The sequence below is a fragment of the Helicobacter marmotae genome (genome assembly GCF_003364255.1).
GTDB lineage: Bacteria > Campylobacterota > Campylobacteria > Campylobacterales > Helicobacteraceae > Helicobacter_C > Helicobacter_C marmotae.
Map to the genome: position 1 here is coordinate 19,029 of NZ_NXLR01000019.1, position 17,309 is coordinate 36,337.

The window sequence follows — 17,309 nt, forward strand, 5'->3', positions numbered from 1 at the left end:
CATTAAGCTTAAAATTTCTTTAAAGCCCTTTATATCCCTATAGCCAGTTCATACTCTAAGTATTCAATGAGCGAGCAATGCAGAGTTATACATATGGCTATAGAGGCTGTTTATAAATAGTGCAATATGAGAGGGAGTTGGGAGATGATTTAGAGGTAGCTATAGGAATCAAAAACACTTTTTGCTACAATCGCGTATTTATTTGAGTAAAGGAAGTTTTGAATGGATTATAAAGATACTTTGATTTTGCCTGATACGACTTTCCCCATGCGGGGTAATCTCCCTCAAAATGAGCCACACACTTATGCAAAATGGCGTGAGATGAATCTCTATAGTCGGCTTAAAAATGCCCATGCCAAAAGCACTCAAAACTTTTTTTTACATGATGGACCTCCTTATGCAAATGGACATATACATATAGGGCATGCCCTGAATAAGATTCTCAAAGATATTATTGTGAAGTATCATTATTTCAAAGGAGAGAATATCCGCTACACACCGGGCTGGGATTGTCATGGCTTGCCTATTGAGCAGCAAGTTGAGCAAAAGCTTGGCAAGGCAAAAAAGGATAGCCTAGAGAAGACAAAGCTACGAGCCCTCTGCCGCGAACATGCACAAAAATTCATCGAGATTCAATCAAGTGAATTTCAATCTTTGGGTGTGGTTGGGGATTTTGAGAAGCCTTATAAAACTATGGATTTTGCTTTTGAAGCACAGATTTACCGCACGCTTATCGCACTTATTAAAAAGGGGCTTTTAGCAGAACGTTTCAAACCCATTTATTGGAGTTGGGCATGTGAGAGTGCGCTTGCTGATGCAGAAGTGGAATACCAAGATAAGCAGTCAGATTCTATATTTGTAGCCTTTGCCATCGCTCCAGAATCTTTAAAAACACTCAATCTCTCGGAAGCTAAGCCAATTATTTGGACCACCACCCCTTGGACATTACCTGCTAATGTCGCCCTTGCTTTTAATCCTACAGAATCTTATGTTTTAACCGGTGATGGCTATATTGTCGCAAAAGCCTTGCATGAAAAGCTTGCAAGCACTTTAGGCATAAGCAAAGAGATAGCGCGAACATTCCAAGCCAAAGAGTTAGAGAATCTCAAAGCCATAAATCCGCTTAATGGGAGAGAATCGCTCATCGTTTTAGGCGAGCATGTAGGGGTAAGCGATGGCAGCGGGATTGTCCATACAGCTCCCGGTCATGGTGAAGATGACTATTATGTGGGGTTAAAATATAATTTAGAGGTAATAATGCCCGTTGATGATAGGGGGAACTTTAGCTCTTTAGTAGAGAGTATGGGGCTTGTGCCAAAGGCATTTGTGGGTGAGTTCGTGGGGAAAAATATTTTTGATACACACCAGAGTATTTTTAAGATTCTAGGCAAAGCGTTATTAAGAAAAGAAGTGATTACACATAGCTATCCACATTGTTGGCGCTCACATAAGCCTGTGATTTATCGGGCTACTACGCAGTGGTTTATCTTGCTTGATAAGCCTTTTTTTGAGGGGAAAACGCTCAAAGAAGTGGCTTTGCAAGCCCTTGATGGCGTGAGATTCTACCCCCCAAATGGGAAAAATAGAATCTACTCAATGATTGAAAACCGCCCTGATTGGTGTATATCAAGGCAGAGAGATTGGGGTGTGCCTATCGCATTTTTACTTGATAAAAATACTAAAAAGCCATTACTTGAAGAATCGGTGCTCACGCATATCGCAGATATTTTTGAAAAAGAGGGTTGTGATGCTTGGTGGAGCTATGATATAGAGGCATTATTACCCCCAGCATTTAAGCACCTAAGTGCGAATCTCACTAAAAGTAGGCATATCCTCGATGTGTGGTTTGATAGTGGGAGCACATGGAGTGCGGTGCTTGATAATGCTCATAGGCTTAAAGGCAATGATTATGATGCGGGGAGTTACCCCGCAGATATGTATCTTGAGGGGAGTGACCAGCACAGGGGTTGGTTTCAAAGCTCACTTTTGCTCTCTTGTGCTTTAATGCAGAGGGCACCTTATAAGAAAATACTCACACATGGCTTTACCTTTGATAGAAATGGTGAAAAGATGAGCAAAAGCAAGGGGAATGTCATCGCTCCAAGTGAGATTATTAAAACTCAAGGGAGTGAAATTTTACGACTTTGGGTTGCTTTAAGCCATTATCAAAGTGATCAAAATATTAGTGATGAGATTTTAAAGCAAGTTAGCGAGCAGTATCGTAAAATCCGCAACACTATACGATTTTTATTAGCCAATGCCCCTAAAAGCCCATCTGATATGGTGGGCAGAGATGAACTTGGAGAGATTGATAGGTGGATTCTAAGTCAATGTGATAAGGTATTTGATGAAGCATATAGCTATTTTAGTGAGTATGAGTTTGCCAAAGCCCTAGGCGTAGTGATGAATTTTTTAACAAATGAGTTGAGTGGTATATATTTAGATTTATGTAAAGATGTGCTTTATTGTGATGCACCGCATTCGCTCTCTCGCCGTTGCATTCAAAGCACTATGGTAGTAATTTTAAAGCGACTTTTGCATTTTATAGCCCCTGTGCTCACATATACTGCAGATGAAGCCTTTTGTCATGCTAGTGAAGCCCTTAAGGGAGAATGTAAAGATATTTTTGATATACCAAAGATAAGCTGTGCAGAGTATTATAATCTCCAAATGCAATTAGACTTTGAGTATTTACTCGCTATTAGGGAAAAATTCACCGAAGCTCTAGATAGCCTCAAAAAACAAAAACATATTAAATCTTCCCTTGAAGTGTTATTGCTCACTCCTAAAGATATAACTTTGCTTGATAGGTGGTTGATTATTTCTGGGGCAACTACAGAGGTTAGCAATGGTGAAGAGTTAGCTCGCTTTATGCTTGGGAGTGAAGAATTTGTGCTTTATAGGGCGCAAAGGGGCAAATGCGAGCGATGTTGGCAGTTTGTCGTGCCAGATAATGCGACATTATGCGAGCGATGCAAAGAGGTGGTTGCACAAAGGGGAAGCTAAGCATAAAGAAGTGATGAGGTTATGGGGATAGCTTTAGAGGTTGCATGGGCTTGTTTATTCATTTTTACTTTATATCTTGTGGTATATAATGCCCACTCAAAACTTGCTTAAGAACGCTAAAATACGGAGTTTATCGGAGGATTTTCTATGAATGCAGATATGACAAAACCTACTACAGAAGTGCTTTCTCCTCAAGGGTGGCAAAAGATTGTGCTTATTTTTATTCTTGCTTTTATGTCTTCTCTTGCCCCGCTTTCTACAGATATGTATCTTCCTGCCTTGCCTAATGTGAGTGAGAGCTTTGCTGTAAGTAATTTCTATACTCAACTCTCTCTTGCAAGTTTTTTTATTGCCTTTGCTTTTGGGCAGCTTATTTATGGACCATTAAGTGATATTTTTGGACGTAAAAAGCCCTTGTATGTGGGTTTGGTGGTTTTTATTGCCTCAAGTATAGGCTGTGTGCTTGTAGATTCTATTTATGCTTTTATTGCTTTGCGCTTTTTGCAAGCCCTTGGTGGATGTGCAGGTGTGGTTATAGCGCGAGCTATTGTGAATGATAGATTTAGTCTTAAAGATGCTGCAAGTGTCTTTGCCCTTATGATGGTGGTTTCTTCACTTGCCCCTATGCTCGCCCCAACGCTTGGCTCAATGTTACTTAGCTTTTTCCCTTGGCATAGTATTTTTCTCGCACTTTTTGCTCTTGGTGTAGTTTTATTTTTCTTTATAGTCTTTAGTCTTAAAGAATCTGCTCCAAGCCATAAGGCTGCGTTTTCGCATATTGAAATTATCCAAACTTATAAACTCATCCTTAGTGATAGAATCTTTATGATTTATGTATTATCAGGGGCATTTGCTATGGCTGCGATGTTTGCCTATATCACGGGCTCAAGCTTTGTGTTTATGAGTGTTTATGAGCTGCCAACGCACATATATAGCTTGGTGTTTGCCCTCAATGCGCTAGGGCTTATGCTTGCCTCTATGTTGAATGCAAAAATAGTGCAGAAATATGCCCCGCAATATATTTTAAAAATAGCCTTTATTGCTATGAGTATTTTTGTATTTATTTTGATATTGGCAGGCTTTGTGGGTGTATTTGTGCTTTTTGAAATAGCGCTTTTTGCCACACTCTCAAGTCTTGGCTTTTTATTGCCTAATCTCACTACCCTTGCTATGGCACGCTTTAAAGATCACTCAGGCACAGCAAGCGCGACTTTGGGCACGATACAATTTGCTCTAGCTGGATTGAGTGCTTTTCTTGTGGGTGCATTAGAGGCAAATACGCCCTTTGCTTTGGCTTTGCTTATGGCTGGGGTAGTGTGGTGTGGGAGTGTGCTGTATATGGGCATTAAGTTTGTAAAATAAATTCAGCACCCTTAAAGTATGCGTATTCAAGCCATAGAATGCTACCTATTCGCCAATAATGCAATATAAAAGTTAAAAAAATCTTATCTCTTATGTTAGAGGCTATGCAAATTTGCTATACTTCAAGCATTGCTTAATTTTACTTGAAAGGATAATCCATGAAAATTACCTATACCCTTACAGATGAATCCCCAGCTCTTGCTACTTATTCGTTTTTGCCCATAGTGAGAGCGTTTTTGAAACATGCAGATATTGATGTGGTTACTTCTGACATTTCTCTCTCTGCGCGGATTTTGGCTCAATTTCCAGAATCGCTTAAAGCAGACCAAAGGGTGGAAGATGCGCTCACTCTTTTAGGTGAGCTTGTCAAAGACCCTTCTGCTAATTTGATTAAAACTCCTAACATTTCCGCCTCAATCCCCCAGCTCAAAGCCGCCATTAAAGAATTGCAAACTAAGGGCTATAATGTGCCAGACTTCCCTGATAACCCAGCAAATGAGGCAGAGCAAGGCATTAAAGAAAAGTATCAAAAGGTTTTAGGCTCTGCTGTGAATCCTGTGCTTCGTCAAGGGAATTCTGACCGCCGCAGTACAAAGGCAGTGAAATCCTATGCGCAAAAAAACCCTTATCGTGTAGTGCCTTTTAATAAATCCTCTAAAAGCTGTGTAAGCTATATGGCAGATGGAGATTTTTTTGATAATGAAAAGGCTGTATTGATAGAATCTCCCACTACTGCAAAAATTGTTTTTAGAGATGCTCAAGGGGAGAGGGTACTTAAAGAGGGGCTTAAATTAGAGCAAAATGAGATTTTAGACGCTACTTTTATGGACGCGCTTAAATTGAGTGCATTTTATGAAGCGCAAATTGCCAAGTGTAAGGAGCAAGATATTTTGTTTTCACTTCACTTAAAAGCCACGATGATGAAAGTAAGCGATCCTGTTTTGTTTGGCTATGCAGTGAAGGCATATTTTAAAGCAATTTTTGATAGCTTTGGTGATGAGCTTGAAGCACTCGGCGTTAATCCAAACAATGGTGTGAGTGAATTGCTTTCAAAGATAGAATCTTCTCCTAAAAAAGCTCAAATCCTCGCAAAATATAATGAGATTTTAGAAAAAAGTGCAAAAATCTCTATGGTAAATTCTGATAAAGGCATTACCAACCTTCATGTGCCTAGCGATGTGATTGTCGATGCGTCTATGCCTGCTATGCTCAAAAATGGCGCAAAACTATGGGATAAAAATGGCAATGAATGCGATGCAAATGCCATTATCCCCGATAAGACTTATGCGACCATTTATGAAGCGGTGCTAGAGGATTTGCATAAAAATGGCACATTAGAGCCCTCAAAACTAGGCAGTGTGAGTAATGTCGGGCTTATGGCAAAAAAGGCACAGGAATATGGCTCACATGATAAAACATTTATCGCTCCAAATGATGGTGAGTTTGTGATTGTGGATTCTCAAGGAAAGGTGTTGCTTTCTCATAAAGTACGCAAAAACGATATTTATCGTGCAAACCAAGCTAAATTTGACGCAGTGCAAAATTGGATTGATTTAGGGATTGAACGCGCTGATATTACAGGAGATAAGGCAATCTTTTGGCTTGATTCTAAGCGAGCAAGCAATAAAATTATGATTGATTTGGTGCAAAAACGTCTGAAAGAAAAGGGCAAAGACATAGCGATTTTAGCACCTAAAGAGGCTTGTTTGGAATCACTGCGACTTATTCGTGCGGGTAAAAATGCTATTTCTATCACGGGTAATGTGCTAAGAGATTATTTGACAGATCTTTTCCCTATTTTAGAGCTTGGCACAAGTGCTAAAATGCTATCGGTTGTCCCTATGCTTAATGGTGGGGCTATGTTTGAGACAGGAGCGGGAGGAAGCGCACCTAAACAAGTCGAGCAACTTGTGAATGAGAATCACTTGCGTTGGGATAGTTTGGGTGAGTTTTTGGCATTGCAAGCAAGCCTAGAGTTCTACGCCCAGAAGCAAAATAGCCCTAAAGCGAAAGTATTGGCAGATGCGCTTGATAGCGCCATTGGCGAGTGGCTTAATAATAATAAAGCCCCTTCGCGCAAAGTAGGCGAAGATGACAACCGCACAAGTCATTTTTATTTGAGCTTGTATTTCATCAAGGCTTTGGCTACACAAGGCACAGATAGCACTATATCAGGATTTTTCGTCCCTATAGCGAAAGATATAGAAAGCAAGCAAGATGTGATACGAGCAGAATTTAATAATGCTCAAGGCAAGGCTGTGGATTTAGGCGGATATTATAAGTTTGATGATAGTAAGGCAGAATCTATAATGCGCCCAAGTGCGAGCTTTAATGCAATCATAGAGCAGATTGCAAAAAATTAGGATTTGTGAGGAAAATAAAATATGTATAAAATAGTTTTAATGAGTTTGGCTTTTGCTACCTTGAGCTTTGGGGCTACGCAAGTGAGTAACCCTAGGCAGCCCCTAGCACAAAAAACAACAAAATATTATATGCCGCCATTAGATGTGCTAAATTATAGCCTTAGTGCTTTGATTGAAAGCTATAGCTATAAAGAAACAGAAGATGATAAAAGGCTTATGAAAATATCAGGGATTATGGCTGGGCTAAGGGGCGGCATTACCCATAATGTAACGCCATTTTTTGCACATAGTTTATCTATGGCATATTTGATGAGTGCAAAAACAAACTATGATGGGCAGGTTTGTGCGATTGGTAATCCAAGTAATTGCCAAGCATTTTCGACAGATTCTAAAGATTCCATATATTATGTACAATATGTCTTAAATCCTCGCGTGAGGGTTGATCTCTTAAATGTGGGATATAACATCGGCGTGGGGTATCGATTTTTATTTAATGATATAAATGATGATAGTGCGTATAGGAGAGCACAGCATTATTTGTATTATATTCTAGGTTTTAATCTAGGCGCACAGATTAGCCGTAAGATTAGCACGCAAGCTTTGGTGCAATATCGCGGTATCGTAAAAGCATGGAATAAAACCTATATGACTGATATTGATTTTGATAGAGACCTTTCTTTTAATCAACCAAGGGGGAATGGCTATTATCTTGCCTTAAGGGGAGATTATCGAGCCAATAGTAAGATCGCATATTTTGCAAAGCTTTATTATGAGTATTGGCATATTTTAGAGTCAGATAGCAAGCAGGGTTTTAGAAATGGGCAAGCTGTAGGGTATTATGTAGAGCCTAATAACTATACGCAGAGTATAGGCTTGAATTTAGGCTTAGTGTTTTAAGTGTTTAGTTTTAAGGGTGTGGGCTATTGCTATGCCCTGACATCAAGCAAGGATACTTCATCTTTATAACTCGCGAGCTCTTCCTCTCCTAGGAGGAATTCTGTAGTTTTATGTTCTTTTTTGGAATCTTCTGGGGAATCCTCCCTTGCATTTTGCTGACTATCGGGGTTAATAGCTTCAGTCTGTGGCGTTGGAGAGACTTCTTGCACATCTTTAAGTTTATCGACAAACTCTTGCATATTTGCATTGAGGACAAAATCTACTTTTTGCATATTATTTGCATGCTGGATAGAGCCAAGCTGAGAATTTTGGTTGATATAAGTAATGTTACCGATAGGACTAAGTGCCATGACTTTCTCCTTCTTCATTGCTTTTATATACTATCGCCTCTTTTGATTAATATATGGTTTAAAAGCAAGAGGTATGCCAATACGTATTAAAATTTCCCCTCCAATGCGACAAAAAATGCCCTCCCACTTGCGCGGTAGTAGCTATAGTAGGTTTGATTAAAAAGATTAGTAATGGAGCCATTTACATTAAGATGCTTGCTAAGCTTAAGCCCGAGCTTTACATCAGCAATGCTATAGCTATCTGTTGCGCCATAGACATTGCTAGGTGTGGGGGTATTATTTGAGTTTTTGAAAGGCTTGCTTGCATATTCTATGCCAAAGCTTCCATATACCTTCATATTTTCATAAAAAATCCCCCCATAGCCTAAGTGCATAGGCACACCCGCAACTCTATTTCCTTCTGTGCTTCTCTCCAGGCTTTTTAAGATTTTAGAATCCATAAATGTATAGGTTAAATATATGCTTAGCCCATAGCCTAGCGGAAGTAAAAGGCTAGATTCTAAGCCTTGGATTCTATTCTTTCCTAAATTATCAAATAAGCCCCTTAAGTGCTCTGGGGCACTAGTGGAGTATTGCATAATGGTATTGGTTGTGGTGTTATTAAAATAATACACCTTTAGCGCTCCCATTCTCTCTCGCTCTTTTTTTATGCCAAAAAGCGGAGATAAGTCATATTCAAAGCCTATATCAAAACTCAGCACATTTTCTGGCTTGAGGTTGGGATTACCCTTAATGGGAGTGCCATCGGTATAGGTTCTATTGCTAAATAATTGTGAAAAATTAGGTGCTTTAAAGGCTTGCCCAAAGGAGCTTTTAAGCCTCGCATAAGGGCTTAGGGCATAGTTAAGTGAGACCTTAGGGCTTAGCACATTTTTTGTATTCTTACTATAGGTGTCCTTATCTCTATAAATACCATAGCCCTGCCAAGAATCCCCCCTTAGCCCAATATTGCTACTCAAGCCGCTTATGAGGCTCTCCCAATCGCTTTGCCATTCAGCAAATATGCCAATGCTACTTGTTTTGCCCCCTTGTGTGTAATTACTTGTAGGCGAGCCTGTGTTTTGAGATCGAAAGAATTTATAGTTGGCAATGTAGTGTTGTGTCTGCTTGTAGTTGTTGTGTCGATATTGCAAGCCTGCTAGGATTTGGTGATGTTCATTAAAAGCATGTGTATATATCATATCAATATTATGTATTTCATATTTATGATTGCTTTGTGTGCCACTCCCTCCATAGATAGTGGTATTAGCAGTTGTAGGGCTTGCACCGCCATCGGGGTTATTAAATGTATCCCATCCATCGATTCTATATATCTTCAACTCAAAATAATCATCATTAGGCAAATAATGCTTATATCCCACAGAGCTAATGAGTTGGTTATACATTTCCTTGCCAATGTGTCTTCCATAGAGGATGGGAGCAGGTTTGCCGCTATTTATATCAGCATTATTCCCATAGCTTGGCATACCATTTTGTGTAAGGAATGTCTTTTGGTCTTTATGCTCATATTCATACATATTCCAACGTATGTAGCCACTTAGCACGCTTTCATCGGTGATGTCATATTCTGCCCGAAGGGTGCTATCATAGGTATTATAGGCTTGCCTGCCCATATCGCCAATATTAAAGCGATTCTCCGCTGTGTTTGAATCCAAAGTAGGTTTTGCACCACTATAGCCGCTCACATCTCGCACCACTACAGAATCTGCGGCATATCCTTGTGTGCTTGTTGTCCCAAAAGAGAATTTTGCACGCAACTTTTTATCAAAAAATACATCGCCTATGCTTGCAAAGCCTCTAAAGGTATGTTTAGGGGCAAATGCGCTATTAAGGGCATTGCCATAGCCAAGCTCGGCTTTGCTCTCAAAGGTAGTGGGCATAGAAGTGATAAAATTAATAGCCCCTGCTACTGCTCCGCTTCCATAGACATTTGAGAATGCTCCCCTTACGACTTCAACTTGTGCAATATCTGATGAGCTCATACTCGCTAGCATTTTTGTGTTGTTGTTGATGTCATTGAGTATGATTCCATCAACCATAATAGCCGCTCCGCTTAAACCCCGTATTCTAACACTATCAAAAGTATCAAAACCTCGTGATTTACTTTGCTGCAAGCCCTCAATCCCTCTTATCGTATCGCTAAATTTGGCATTGGGGCGCATTTTCACATCTCTTTGGGTGATGATGCTTACATTGCCCGGGGCTTGATCAATAGGCGTATCTATGCGTGAGGCACTCACAATGCTTTGCCCTAGACGTATGGGTGTAATATCTTGTGCTTGTATAGGATAGGCTAGACTTAAGGGAATAAAGCAAGTGGATATTTTATATTTCATAGTATGACCTTTTATGTAAAAAATAATTATTATATTATTATAATAATAAGTAAATAAAAATAGTATTACTAAAATCTATAAAAATATATAAATTTATTATTTTACTTCAGTGTTTTCTTTTCTTTGCGTCTTTGTAGAGTAGGCTTAAACTCTTGCAAGGGAAATGAGTTTGTTAGCTCTTGCGGGCAAGCCGTGAGCCTTGCCAAAGCATCTCTTTATCTAGTAGAGACTCTCTAAAGGAAACGCCCTATTGTCATTCTGAGCCTCTTTTAGGAGGCGAAGAATCTCTCTTATATACTAGAGTCTCTCTTTTAGAATCACCAAAAAGTGCGACTAGTGACTCGTTTAGAGAGTCCTTAGCGGATAAGAGAGATTCTTCGGTCGCACCTTGTGCTCCCTCAAAATGACAAACTTGGCTAACGTTCTAGTAAATCCCACAGAGATTCTTCGGGCATAAAGCCCGCAAGACATGACAAACTCATTTCCCTCTCATACAAGCCACATTATCGTCTTGAGAGAATTTCCCTTGCGGGTAGCTAAGTCTATTCCCTATAAGGACACAAAGTTTGTCATTCTGAACCCTCGTAGAGGGTGAAGAATCTCTGTCTAAATCACTAGTCGTGCTTTTTGGTGTTTTTGAAAGCAATTCTTTGTCCTTTATTGGGGGCTTGGAATGACAAAATAACTGCCTTTCTAGCGATTCGTTTAAGGAGTCCTTAGCGGATAAGAGAGATTCTTCGCCTCCACTTCGTGCTCCCTCAGAATGACAAGAGGGGTAGAGTTTCTAGTATATAAGAGAGATTTTTCACCCCTTATCAGGGGTTTGTGATGACAATGGGATGGAATTTGCTAGAAATCCAAGTAGAGATTCTCCGACTTCGCTTAAGACAAACAAACTTGGCTACCCACTTGGAGTTTGAGGTGGAGATTCTTCACCCTCTATGAGGGCTATAGACATGACAATGGGGCGGTTTTATAAGGAGATTTTTCCCTATTTTAGTGGGTAAAGGTATAATAATTTCACTTTCCTTGCGGGGCAGACTACCCTTGTTATCAGTAGTCTCTGAGTAGGAGTGATATAAAAGTAAAGCTCAAGCAAGCTAAGTGCAAAATATGCTATTTCTCAAGCTCTCCTTTAGATTTAGGAGGTCGAAAATGACGTAAGAAGCCAAAGGCTACCCCCGCACACAAAAGCACGACAATAATGCCGCTAAAAGCTTCAAAATACCCAAATGCTTGAGTGAAGTCCCATACATGCAGCCCCATAATATCAAAACCCATTTTTTCTCCTTTCATAGAGATAGAATCTATTGTGCTAAAAGTAAGTAACTTTGTGCAACTTCGCGCTCAAGTGGTGCTAGGGAGTAAATTTGTGTTCCAATTTGCACTTGATATTCACGCTCTGCCTCTGTCTTGGCATAGCTTAAGGCAATACGCCCAGCGAGCATTTTATCTGCTATGGAGGCATTAGATTCTATAATCCCAAATGGACCTACACAATCAAGGAGTGTGATAGGCTCCATAAGGGGGTTTGGTTTTTTGAGCTTTTCATTCTCTTGTGCATTTCTTGCGATGACGCACCTCGCGCCATTTTTTAGCACAAGATAACGTCCCACTTTCACCATTTCTATATCTTCAAAGCGCATTTGTCGATGTGCGCTTAAGTCTTTGATTTTAGAAGCTATAGAATCTTGAGTAAGCAGGCAGCCCCCACCGGGCTTTTCATAATATTTAAAGCCATAATTTTTAATTATCTCTAGTTGTCTTGTGCGTCCCCTACCACTTATGTCAAGCAAAGATTCTCTATTGACCCAGCCCATTTTTTCTGGGAAGCTTGGCTCTAAAAGTTTGGCACTCATAGGGCGTAAAAGGAGTTCATCGAGGTGTTGAGGTTTGTTAGGGTTGCTCCCATCGCGTGAAAGTAGAGTATCAAACTTAGAATCTTCCCCAATATGTCGCACAAGCTTTCGCACCTGGTCTAATGCCTCTTTGCGTTGAGACTTGGGACGTTGCCCGAGTACCTCGCCACTCACTACGAAGTCCGCTCCCACTTCAAGCAGATATGCAAACGCATTTGCAAACATATTGGCATGGCAATCAATGCAAGGATTAAAATACTTGCCATAGCCATACTTTGGCTTAAAAAGCACATCATTGAAAAATTGTTTTTTAATATCAAGGATTTTGAGCTCTACATCTATCTGTTTGGTAGCGTTTTGGAAATATTCAAGCTTGTCTTTATTCCCCCCAAAGCCTATATCAAAATGCAGGGCAATGACATCAATACCTTGCTCTTTAAGAAGTTTCATTGAAATGAGGCTATCGCAGCCTCCACTAAAAAGTGCTAGGGCTAACATATGGCAGTAATTCTCCTTGTTTGAGTTGTAAGATTTTATGCTTTATGGACTTAATAAGCGCATTTTTATCATGCAAATTCATCGTGTTATTATAGGGAATGTTTGTTAAAAGGCGTGTGTATGCTTGAGCGATAAATAAACGCAAATGTTCTTTAAGCGCAGGCAAGTCAGCTAGGGGCTTTATATTCTCATTGAGAGCAATGCCCAAAAGCAGAGGGTTATCAAATTCCCCTTGAAGCAGGAGAGAAAACGCCTCTTTATGCGTGCTAAATATAGAGGCGTCAATGTATTCAACCGCAAAGTCAATAAATGCCCTCTGCTCTAAGAAGCTTTTAATCAAGGTAAGTTCGGCAAAATCTTGCGTTTGGGGGAGGGTATGGGGAGGGAGCTTGGGAGCTTGAGGGCGGTGTGTGTGGATAAGCTTTGTAGGCAAGGAGAGTAATCGCGCTATAAAGGGTTTGTATTCTTCTTGTAATAATGGGCTGAGCGTATGGAGAAACTGCGTCATTTGGGCTAGTGCTTTTTCCTTTTCTAAAGGATTTTCTAAGGCAAAGCTTTGGGCTATGTGATTTAGCACAAATTCAATAAATGGCAAAGGTTGGGCAAACATATCGCTTAACTCGTTAATTTGCTTATTTGCCACCATATCTGCTGGGTCCATGCCATTTGCAAATATTACCACTCCCCCATCATAGCCCTCTTTTGCAAGCATTTGGGCTGCCTTAAAGGCGGCATTGAGTCCAGCTTTATCGCCATCATAGCTTAATATCACTTTTGGCTCACCTTTATGCAAAAGTGGGAGATGTTCTTTTGTAAGGGCTGTACCAAGTGTGGCTACGGCGTATTCAAAGCCCGCTTGATGAAGCATAATCACATCAAGATACCCCTCACAGACTATGATCTTTTTTTGCTTATAGATTTTCTCTTTGGCGAGGGAGTAGCCATAGAGGAGTTGGGATTTATTAAAGACTTTGCTTTGTGGAGAGTTAATGTATTTGGCATTTGCTCCACTTATGGTGCGCCCGCCAAAGCCCACGATTTTACCATTTGGGGCATGTATGGGAAAGATGATTCTATCGCTAAAGCGAGCATATTCGCGTCCATTGTCTCTGCCAATAATCCCAAAAGCAAGGGCTTCTTCTTTATTTAAGTTGTGTTGCTTGATGAAGTTTAAACTCTCAAAGCTTGCCCCACAATAGCCCAGAGAAAATCGCTCTATGCTGGCATTTGAGATATGCCTTGAGGCAAGGTACTCAAGTGAGGGTTTATGGGAGCGGAGGCATTTTTGATAAAATCTTGTCATTTCATCAAATATTTTAGAATCGGGCTTTTTGCTATAGTTACCCTCATGCTCTAGCGTGAAGTTATGTAAGGCTGCGATTTTTTCTACACTCTCTATGAAGCTAAGCTTTTCATATTCCATAATAAACTTAATCGCATCGCCGCCCACGCCACAGCCATAGCAATGATAGAATCCTTTTGTGGGGCTAACGACAAAGCTAGGTGTCTTTTCATCATGGAAAGGGCAGCAGGCGATGTAATTGCTCCCAGATTTTTTTAGCTCTACATAGGGGCTGAGTATCTCTACAATATCTATATATTGCTTGAGGGCTTCGATTGAATGTTTGCTTATCATAAATGTAGCCTTAAGAATCTTGCTTGTGCGATGGCGGGGATTCTATAACAAGAGTATAAAAGAAAGCTTAGAGAATGCTCTAATCGCCTATAGTGTGAAAGTTTATAATATTAGGTATATATAAATTTAGTTTATTAGACTAAAGTTTATTTATAAAATAGCTATAAAGTATTGACTTGTTTAATAAAAAAATATAAGATTCTCGCACTTCAAAAATTAAGTGCTAAATTTTTGATAAATTTTTATATTTAAAGGAGTCCATAATGAAGTTTAGACCTTTGGGTGAAAGAGTTCTCGTGGAACGTATCGAGGAAGATACCAAGACAAGTTCGGGTATTATTATCCCTGATAATGCGAAAGAGAAACCTCTTATAGGTATCATCAAGGCAGTGAGTACAAAGCTCAAAGAAGATAAAGTGCTTAAAGAAAATGACAAAATCGTGTTTGGTAAATATAAAGGCGCGGAAATCAAGTTAGATTCTAAAGAATATATGGTTTTAGAGCTTGATGATATTTTGGGCGTTATTGAAAAATAAATTTAAAATTTTTAAGGAGTAACACATGGCAAGCAAAGAAATTCATTTTTCAGATTCTGCGAGAAATAAGCTATATGAGGGTATTAAGCAATTAAGCGACGCAGTGAAAGTAACAATGGGTCCAAAAGGGCGAAATGTCCTTATACAAAAGAGTTATGGTGCCCCAGCAATTACAAAAGATGGGGTATCTGTGGCAAAGGAAATCGAACTTGCTGATCCTATTGCAAATATGGGGGCACAGCTTGTAAAGGAAGTGGCTAGCAAGACAGCTGATGCAGCAGGAGATGGCACTACAACAGCTACTGTTCTCGCATACAGCATTTATAAAGAAGGTTTAAGAAACATCACAGCAGGAGCAAATCCTATCGAAGTTAAACGTGGTATGGACAAGGCAGTATCAGCTATCATTGAAGAGCTTAAAAAGGCAAGTAAAAAAGTTGGCGGGAAGAGTGATATTGCACAAGTAGCGACTATTTCTGCAAACTCTGATGAAAATATCGGTGCGCTTATTGCCGAAGCTATGGAAAAAGTAGGTAAAGATGGCGTGATTACCGTTGAAGAGGCAAAGGGTATCAATGATGAATTGAGTGTGGTCGAAGGTATGCAATTTGATAGAGGCTACCTCTCTGCATATTTTGTAACTAATACTGACAAAATGACCGCCCAGCTTGAAAATGCCTATGTACTTTTAACTGATAAGAAAATCTCAAATATGAAAGAGATTTTGCCCTTACTTGAAGCGACTATGCAAAGTGGCAAACCACTTTTAATTATTGCTGAAGATATTGAGGGTGAGGCTCTTACAACGCTTGTGGTTAATAAATTGCGTGGTGTGCTGAATGTGTCAGCGGTTAAGGCTCCTGGATTTGGTGATAGACGTAAAGCAATGCTCCAAGATATTGCTATCCTTACAGGTGGGCAAGTTATCAGCGAAGAGCTTGGTAAAACTTTGGAGAGCACTACTCTTGCAGATTTAGGAAGTGCAGCTCGTATTGTGATAGATAAAGATAATACAACTATCGTTGATGGTAAGGGCAAAGCAAAAGATGTGAAAGACAGAATAGCTCAAATCAAAACAGAAATTGAAAACACTACGAGTGATTATGATAGAGAAAAACTCCAAGAACGTTTAGCTAAACTTAGCGGCGGTGTGGCAGTGATTAAAGTAGGTGCGGCAAGTGAAGTAGAAATGAAAGAAAAGAAAGACCGCGTAGATGACGCTCTCTCAGCTACAAAAGCAGCAGTTGATGAAGGGATTGTTATAGGCGGTGGTTCTGCCCTTATCCGTGCTTCGCAAAAGGTAAAGCTCAGCCTAAGTGGTGATGAAGCGATAGGGTATGATATTATCAAACGTGCTATTAAAGCTCCTCTTGCACAAATTGCTGCAAATGCTGGATATGATTCGGGTGTGGTGGTTAATGAAGTAGAAAAAAGCTCAAAAGACGGCTTTGGCTTTAATGCAACTACAGGCGAATATGTAGATATGTTTAAAGAAGGTATCATCGACCCTCTTAAAGTAACGCGTGTAGCGCTCCAAAATGCTGTGTCTGTCTCAAGTTTGCTTTTAACTACCGAAGCAACTATCAATGAAATTAAAGAAGATAAGCCAGCCCCAGCAATGCCAGATATGGGTGGTATGGGCGGCATGGGTGGTATGATGTAATGCTCCCCCTTTCTCCCTTTCGGGGAGAGCCTCTATTTTTAATCTTTTAAGCTAGTAATCCCTTTTGTATCCTTATGTTCTTTATAATGAGCATATCGATTACCCCGGATTGGTAAGGTCATTCACAAGCTATTATTATTTACACTCTCAATCTACCCACTTGGTTTTATTATTATTAATTCCATTAATGATCGTAGCACTATTAGTTAAAGTAGTAATACTACCAGAGTTAGTGGCATTAGTGATCGTTGAAGTGTTAGTAAGGGTAGTGAGTATCCCAGCATTGGTAGCAGTGCTAAGGGTCCCTGCATTTTCTAAGGTAGTAATCGTCCCTCCTGCATTATTAGTTAAAGTAGTGAGTGTAGCATTACTTTTATTCTCTACTTTATTGATGCTAGCACTTGATTCATTAGTGAGTGTTTGTAATGTGCCTGCATTATTAATAGTCTCAATTTGAGCATTGGTTTTATTATCTAAAGTCGTTATGGTAGAGCCACTTTTATTTTCTATGGTGTCAATATTTCCATTGGCATTATTCGTAAGAGTCGTTATGGTAGCGCTATTATCATTATCGAGTGTAGTTATGGTGCCAGAGTTAGTAATAGTGCTTAGGGCATATTTATTATTAAGTGTAGTTATCGTGGCATTAGTAGCATTAGTAATGCCATTAGTAATAAGGGCATTATTATTAAGTGTAGTGATAGTCCCGCCACTATTATTGGTAAAATTAGTAATCGTCCCTGCAGGAGTGCCTCCTGTTCCACCTACTCCACCTCCTCCTGTTTGCGTATTGCCATTATTAA

General features: G+C 39.8%; 13 protein-coding genes and 1 pseudogene. 7 read left to right on the forward strand and 7 right to left on the reverse strand.

Annotated elements, in window-relative coordinates; all coding sequences use genetic code 11:
• Positions 1-222: 222 nt before the first annotated feature.
• The 4 genes from ileS to CQA63_RS08175 all read left to right on the forward strand — a co-directional run bounded on the left by ileS (position 223) and on the right by CQA63_RS08175 (position 7,628).
• Positions 223-3,006 (forward strand): isoleucine--tRNA ligase, encoded by a 2,784-nt coding sequence (gene ileS, locus CQA63_RS08160; protein ID WP_104700402.1) that lies wholly within the window; start codon positions 223-225, stop codon positions 3,004-3,006.
• Between the two features lie 147 nt (positions 3,007-3,153).
• Positions 3,154-4,368 carry a multidrug effflux MFS transporter gene (locus CQA63_RS08165; protein WP_233706652.1) on the forward strand — a complete coding sequence of 405 codons (1,215 nt, stop codon included), beginning with the start codon at positions 3,154-3,156 and terminating at the stop codon, positions 4,366-4,368.
• Positions 4,369-4,526: 158 nt separating this feature from the next.
• The gene (locus tag CQA63_RS08170; RefSeq protein ID WP_104700403.1) at positions 4,527-6,731 is read left to right on the forward strand and encodes an NADP-dependent isocitrate dehydrogenase; all 2,205 of its coding nucleotides are present in this window, start codon (positions 4,527-4,529) and stop codon (positions 6,729-6,731) included.
• 21 nt (positions 6,732-6,752) lie between these two features.
• Positions 6,753-7,628, forward strand: a complete 876-nt coding sequence (locus tag CQA63_RS08175) for a hypothetical protein (protein ID WP_104700404.1) — start codon at positions 6,753-6,755, stop codon at positions 7,626-7,628.
• Positions 7,629-7,657: 29 nt separating this feature from the next.
• Here the strand turns inward: CQA63_RS08175 and CQA63_RS08180 are convergent, their stop codons facing one another.
• Positions 7,658-7,978: a hypothetical protein gene (locus CQA63_RS08180; protein WP_104700405.1), complete on the reverse strand. Its 321-nt coding sequence runs from the start codon at positions 7,976-7,978 to the stop codon at positions 7,658-7,660.
• An 86-nt stretch (positions 7,979-8,064) separates the two neighbouring features.
• On the reverse strand, positions 8,065-10,314 hold the full coding sequence (locus CQA63_RS08185; protein WP_104700406.1) for a TonB-dependent receptor: 2,250 nt from the start codon (positions 10,312-10,314) through the stop codon (positions 8,065-8,067).
• Positions 10,315-10,493: 179 nt separating this feature from the next.
• Between CQA63_RS08185 and CQA63_RS09525 the strand changes: the two genes are divergently transcribed.
• Entirely contained in the window at positions 10,494-10,721 is a 228-nt protein-coding gene (locus tag CQA63_RS09525) for a hypothetical protein (RefSeq protein WP_147288761.1), read from the forward strand.
• Between the two features lie 71 nt (positions 10,722-10,792).
• On the opposite strand, the gene CQA63_RS09900 is transcribed toward CQA63_RS09525, so the two are convergent.
• The 4 genes from CQA63_RS09900 to dnaG form a co-directional block, all read right to left on the reverse strand.
• Positions 10,793-10,960: a hypothetical protein gene (locus tag CQA63_RS09900; protein ID WP_158655503.1), complete on the reverse strand. Its 168-nt coding sequence runs from the start codon at positions 10,958-10,960 to the stop codon at positions 10,793-10,795.
• A gap of 470 nt (positions 10,961-11,430) precedes the next feature.
• The gene (locus tag CQA63_RS09905; protein ID WP_170128392.1) at positions 11,431-11,595 is read right to left on the reverse strand and encodes a hypothetical protein; all 165 of its coding nucleotides are present in this window, start codon (positions 11,593-11,595) and stop codon (positions 11,431-11,433) included.
• 26 nt (positions 11,596-11,621) lie between these two features.
• A complete protein-coding gene (locus CQA63_RS08190) occupies positions 11,622-12,671 on the reverse strand; it encodes an argininosuccinate synthase domain-containing protein (RefSeq protein ID WP_104700407.1) in 1,050 nt (349 codons plus the stop codon).
• On the reverse strand, positions 12,649-14,307 hold the full coding sequence (gene dnaG / locus CQA63_RS08195; RefSeq protein ID WP_104700408.1) for a DNA primase: 1,659 nt from the start codon (positions 14,305-14,307) through the stop codon (positions 12,649-12,651). Before dnaG ends, CQA63_RS08190 begins: the two co-directional genes overlap by 23 nt.
• Positions 14,308-14,570: 263 nt before the next feature.
• Here dnaG and groES point away from each other — a divergent pair.
• Together groES and groL are read left to right on the forward strand one after the other, a co-directional pair.
• Positions 14,571-14,834 (forward strand): annotated as a pseudogene (gene groES / locus CQA63_RS08200) (co-chaperone GroES); the annotation flags it as partial.
• A 34-nt stretch (positions 14,835-14,868) separates the two neighbouring features.
• On the forward strand, positions 14,869-16,506 hold the full coding sequence (groL, locus tag CQA63_RS08205) for a chaperonin GroEL (RefSeq protein ID WP_104700410.1): 1,638 nt from the start codon (positions 14,869-14,871) through the stop codon (positions 16,504-16,506).
• A 147-nt stretch (positions 16,507-16,653) separates the two neighbouring features.
• Here the strand turns inward: groL and CQA63_RS09910 are convergent.
• Positions 16,654-17,309, reverse strand: a 656-nt coding sequence (locus CQA63_RS09910; RefSeq protein ID WP_211305737.1) for a hypothetical protein, incomplete at its 5' end; no start/stop codon positions are given.

What these genes read in the sequence shown, in the direction of transcription:
- ileS (WP_104700402.1), top strand. Translation starts at nt 223, where the DNA reads ATGGATTATAAAGATACTTTGATTTTGCCTGATACGACTTTCCCCATG.
- CQA63_RS08165 (WP_233706652.1), top strand. Translation starts at nt 3,154, where the DNA reads ATGAATGCAGATATGACAAAACCTACTACAGAAGTGCTTTCTCCTCAA.
- CQA63_RS08170 (WP_104700403.1), top strand. Translation starts at nt 4,527, where the DNA reads ATGAAAATTACCTATACCCTTACAGATGAATCCCCAGCTCTTGCTACT.
- CQA63_RS08175 (WP_104700404.1), top strand. Translation starts at nt 6,753, where the DNA reads ATGTATAAAATAGTTTTAATGAGTTTGGCTTTTGCTACCTTGAGCTTT.
- CQA63_RS08180 (WP_104700405.1), bottom strand. Translation starts at nt 7,978, where the DNA reads ATGGCACTTAGTCCTATCGGTAACATTACTTATATCAACCAAAATTCT.
- CQA63_RS08185 (WP_104700406.1), bottom strand. Translation starts at nt 10,314, where the DNA reads ATGAAATATAAAATATCCACTTGCTTTATTCCCTTAAGTCTAGCCTAT.
- CQA63_RS09905 (WP_170128392.1), bottom strand. Translation starts at nt 11,595, where the DNA reads ATGGGTTTTGATATTATGGGGCTGCATGTATGGGACTTCACTCAAGCA.
- CQA63_RS08190 (WP_104700407.1), bottom strand. Translation starts at nt 12,671, where the DNA reads ATGTTAGCCCTAGCACTTTTTAGTGGAGGCTGCGATAGCCTCATTTCA.
- dnaG (WP_104700408.1), bottom strand. Translation starts at nt 14,307, where the DNA reads ATGATAAGCAAACATTCAATCGAAGCCCTCAAGCAATATATAGATATT.
- groL (WP_104700410.1), top strand. Translation starts at nt 14,869, where the DNA reads ATGGCAAGCAAAGAAATTCATTTTTCAGATTCTGCGAGAAATAAGCTA.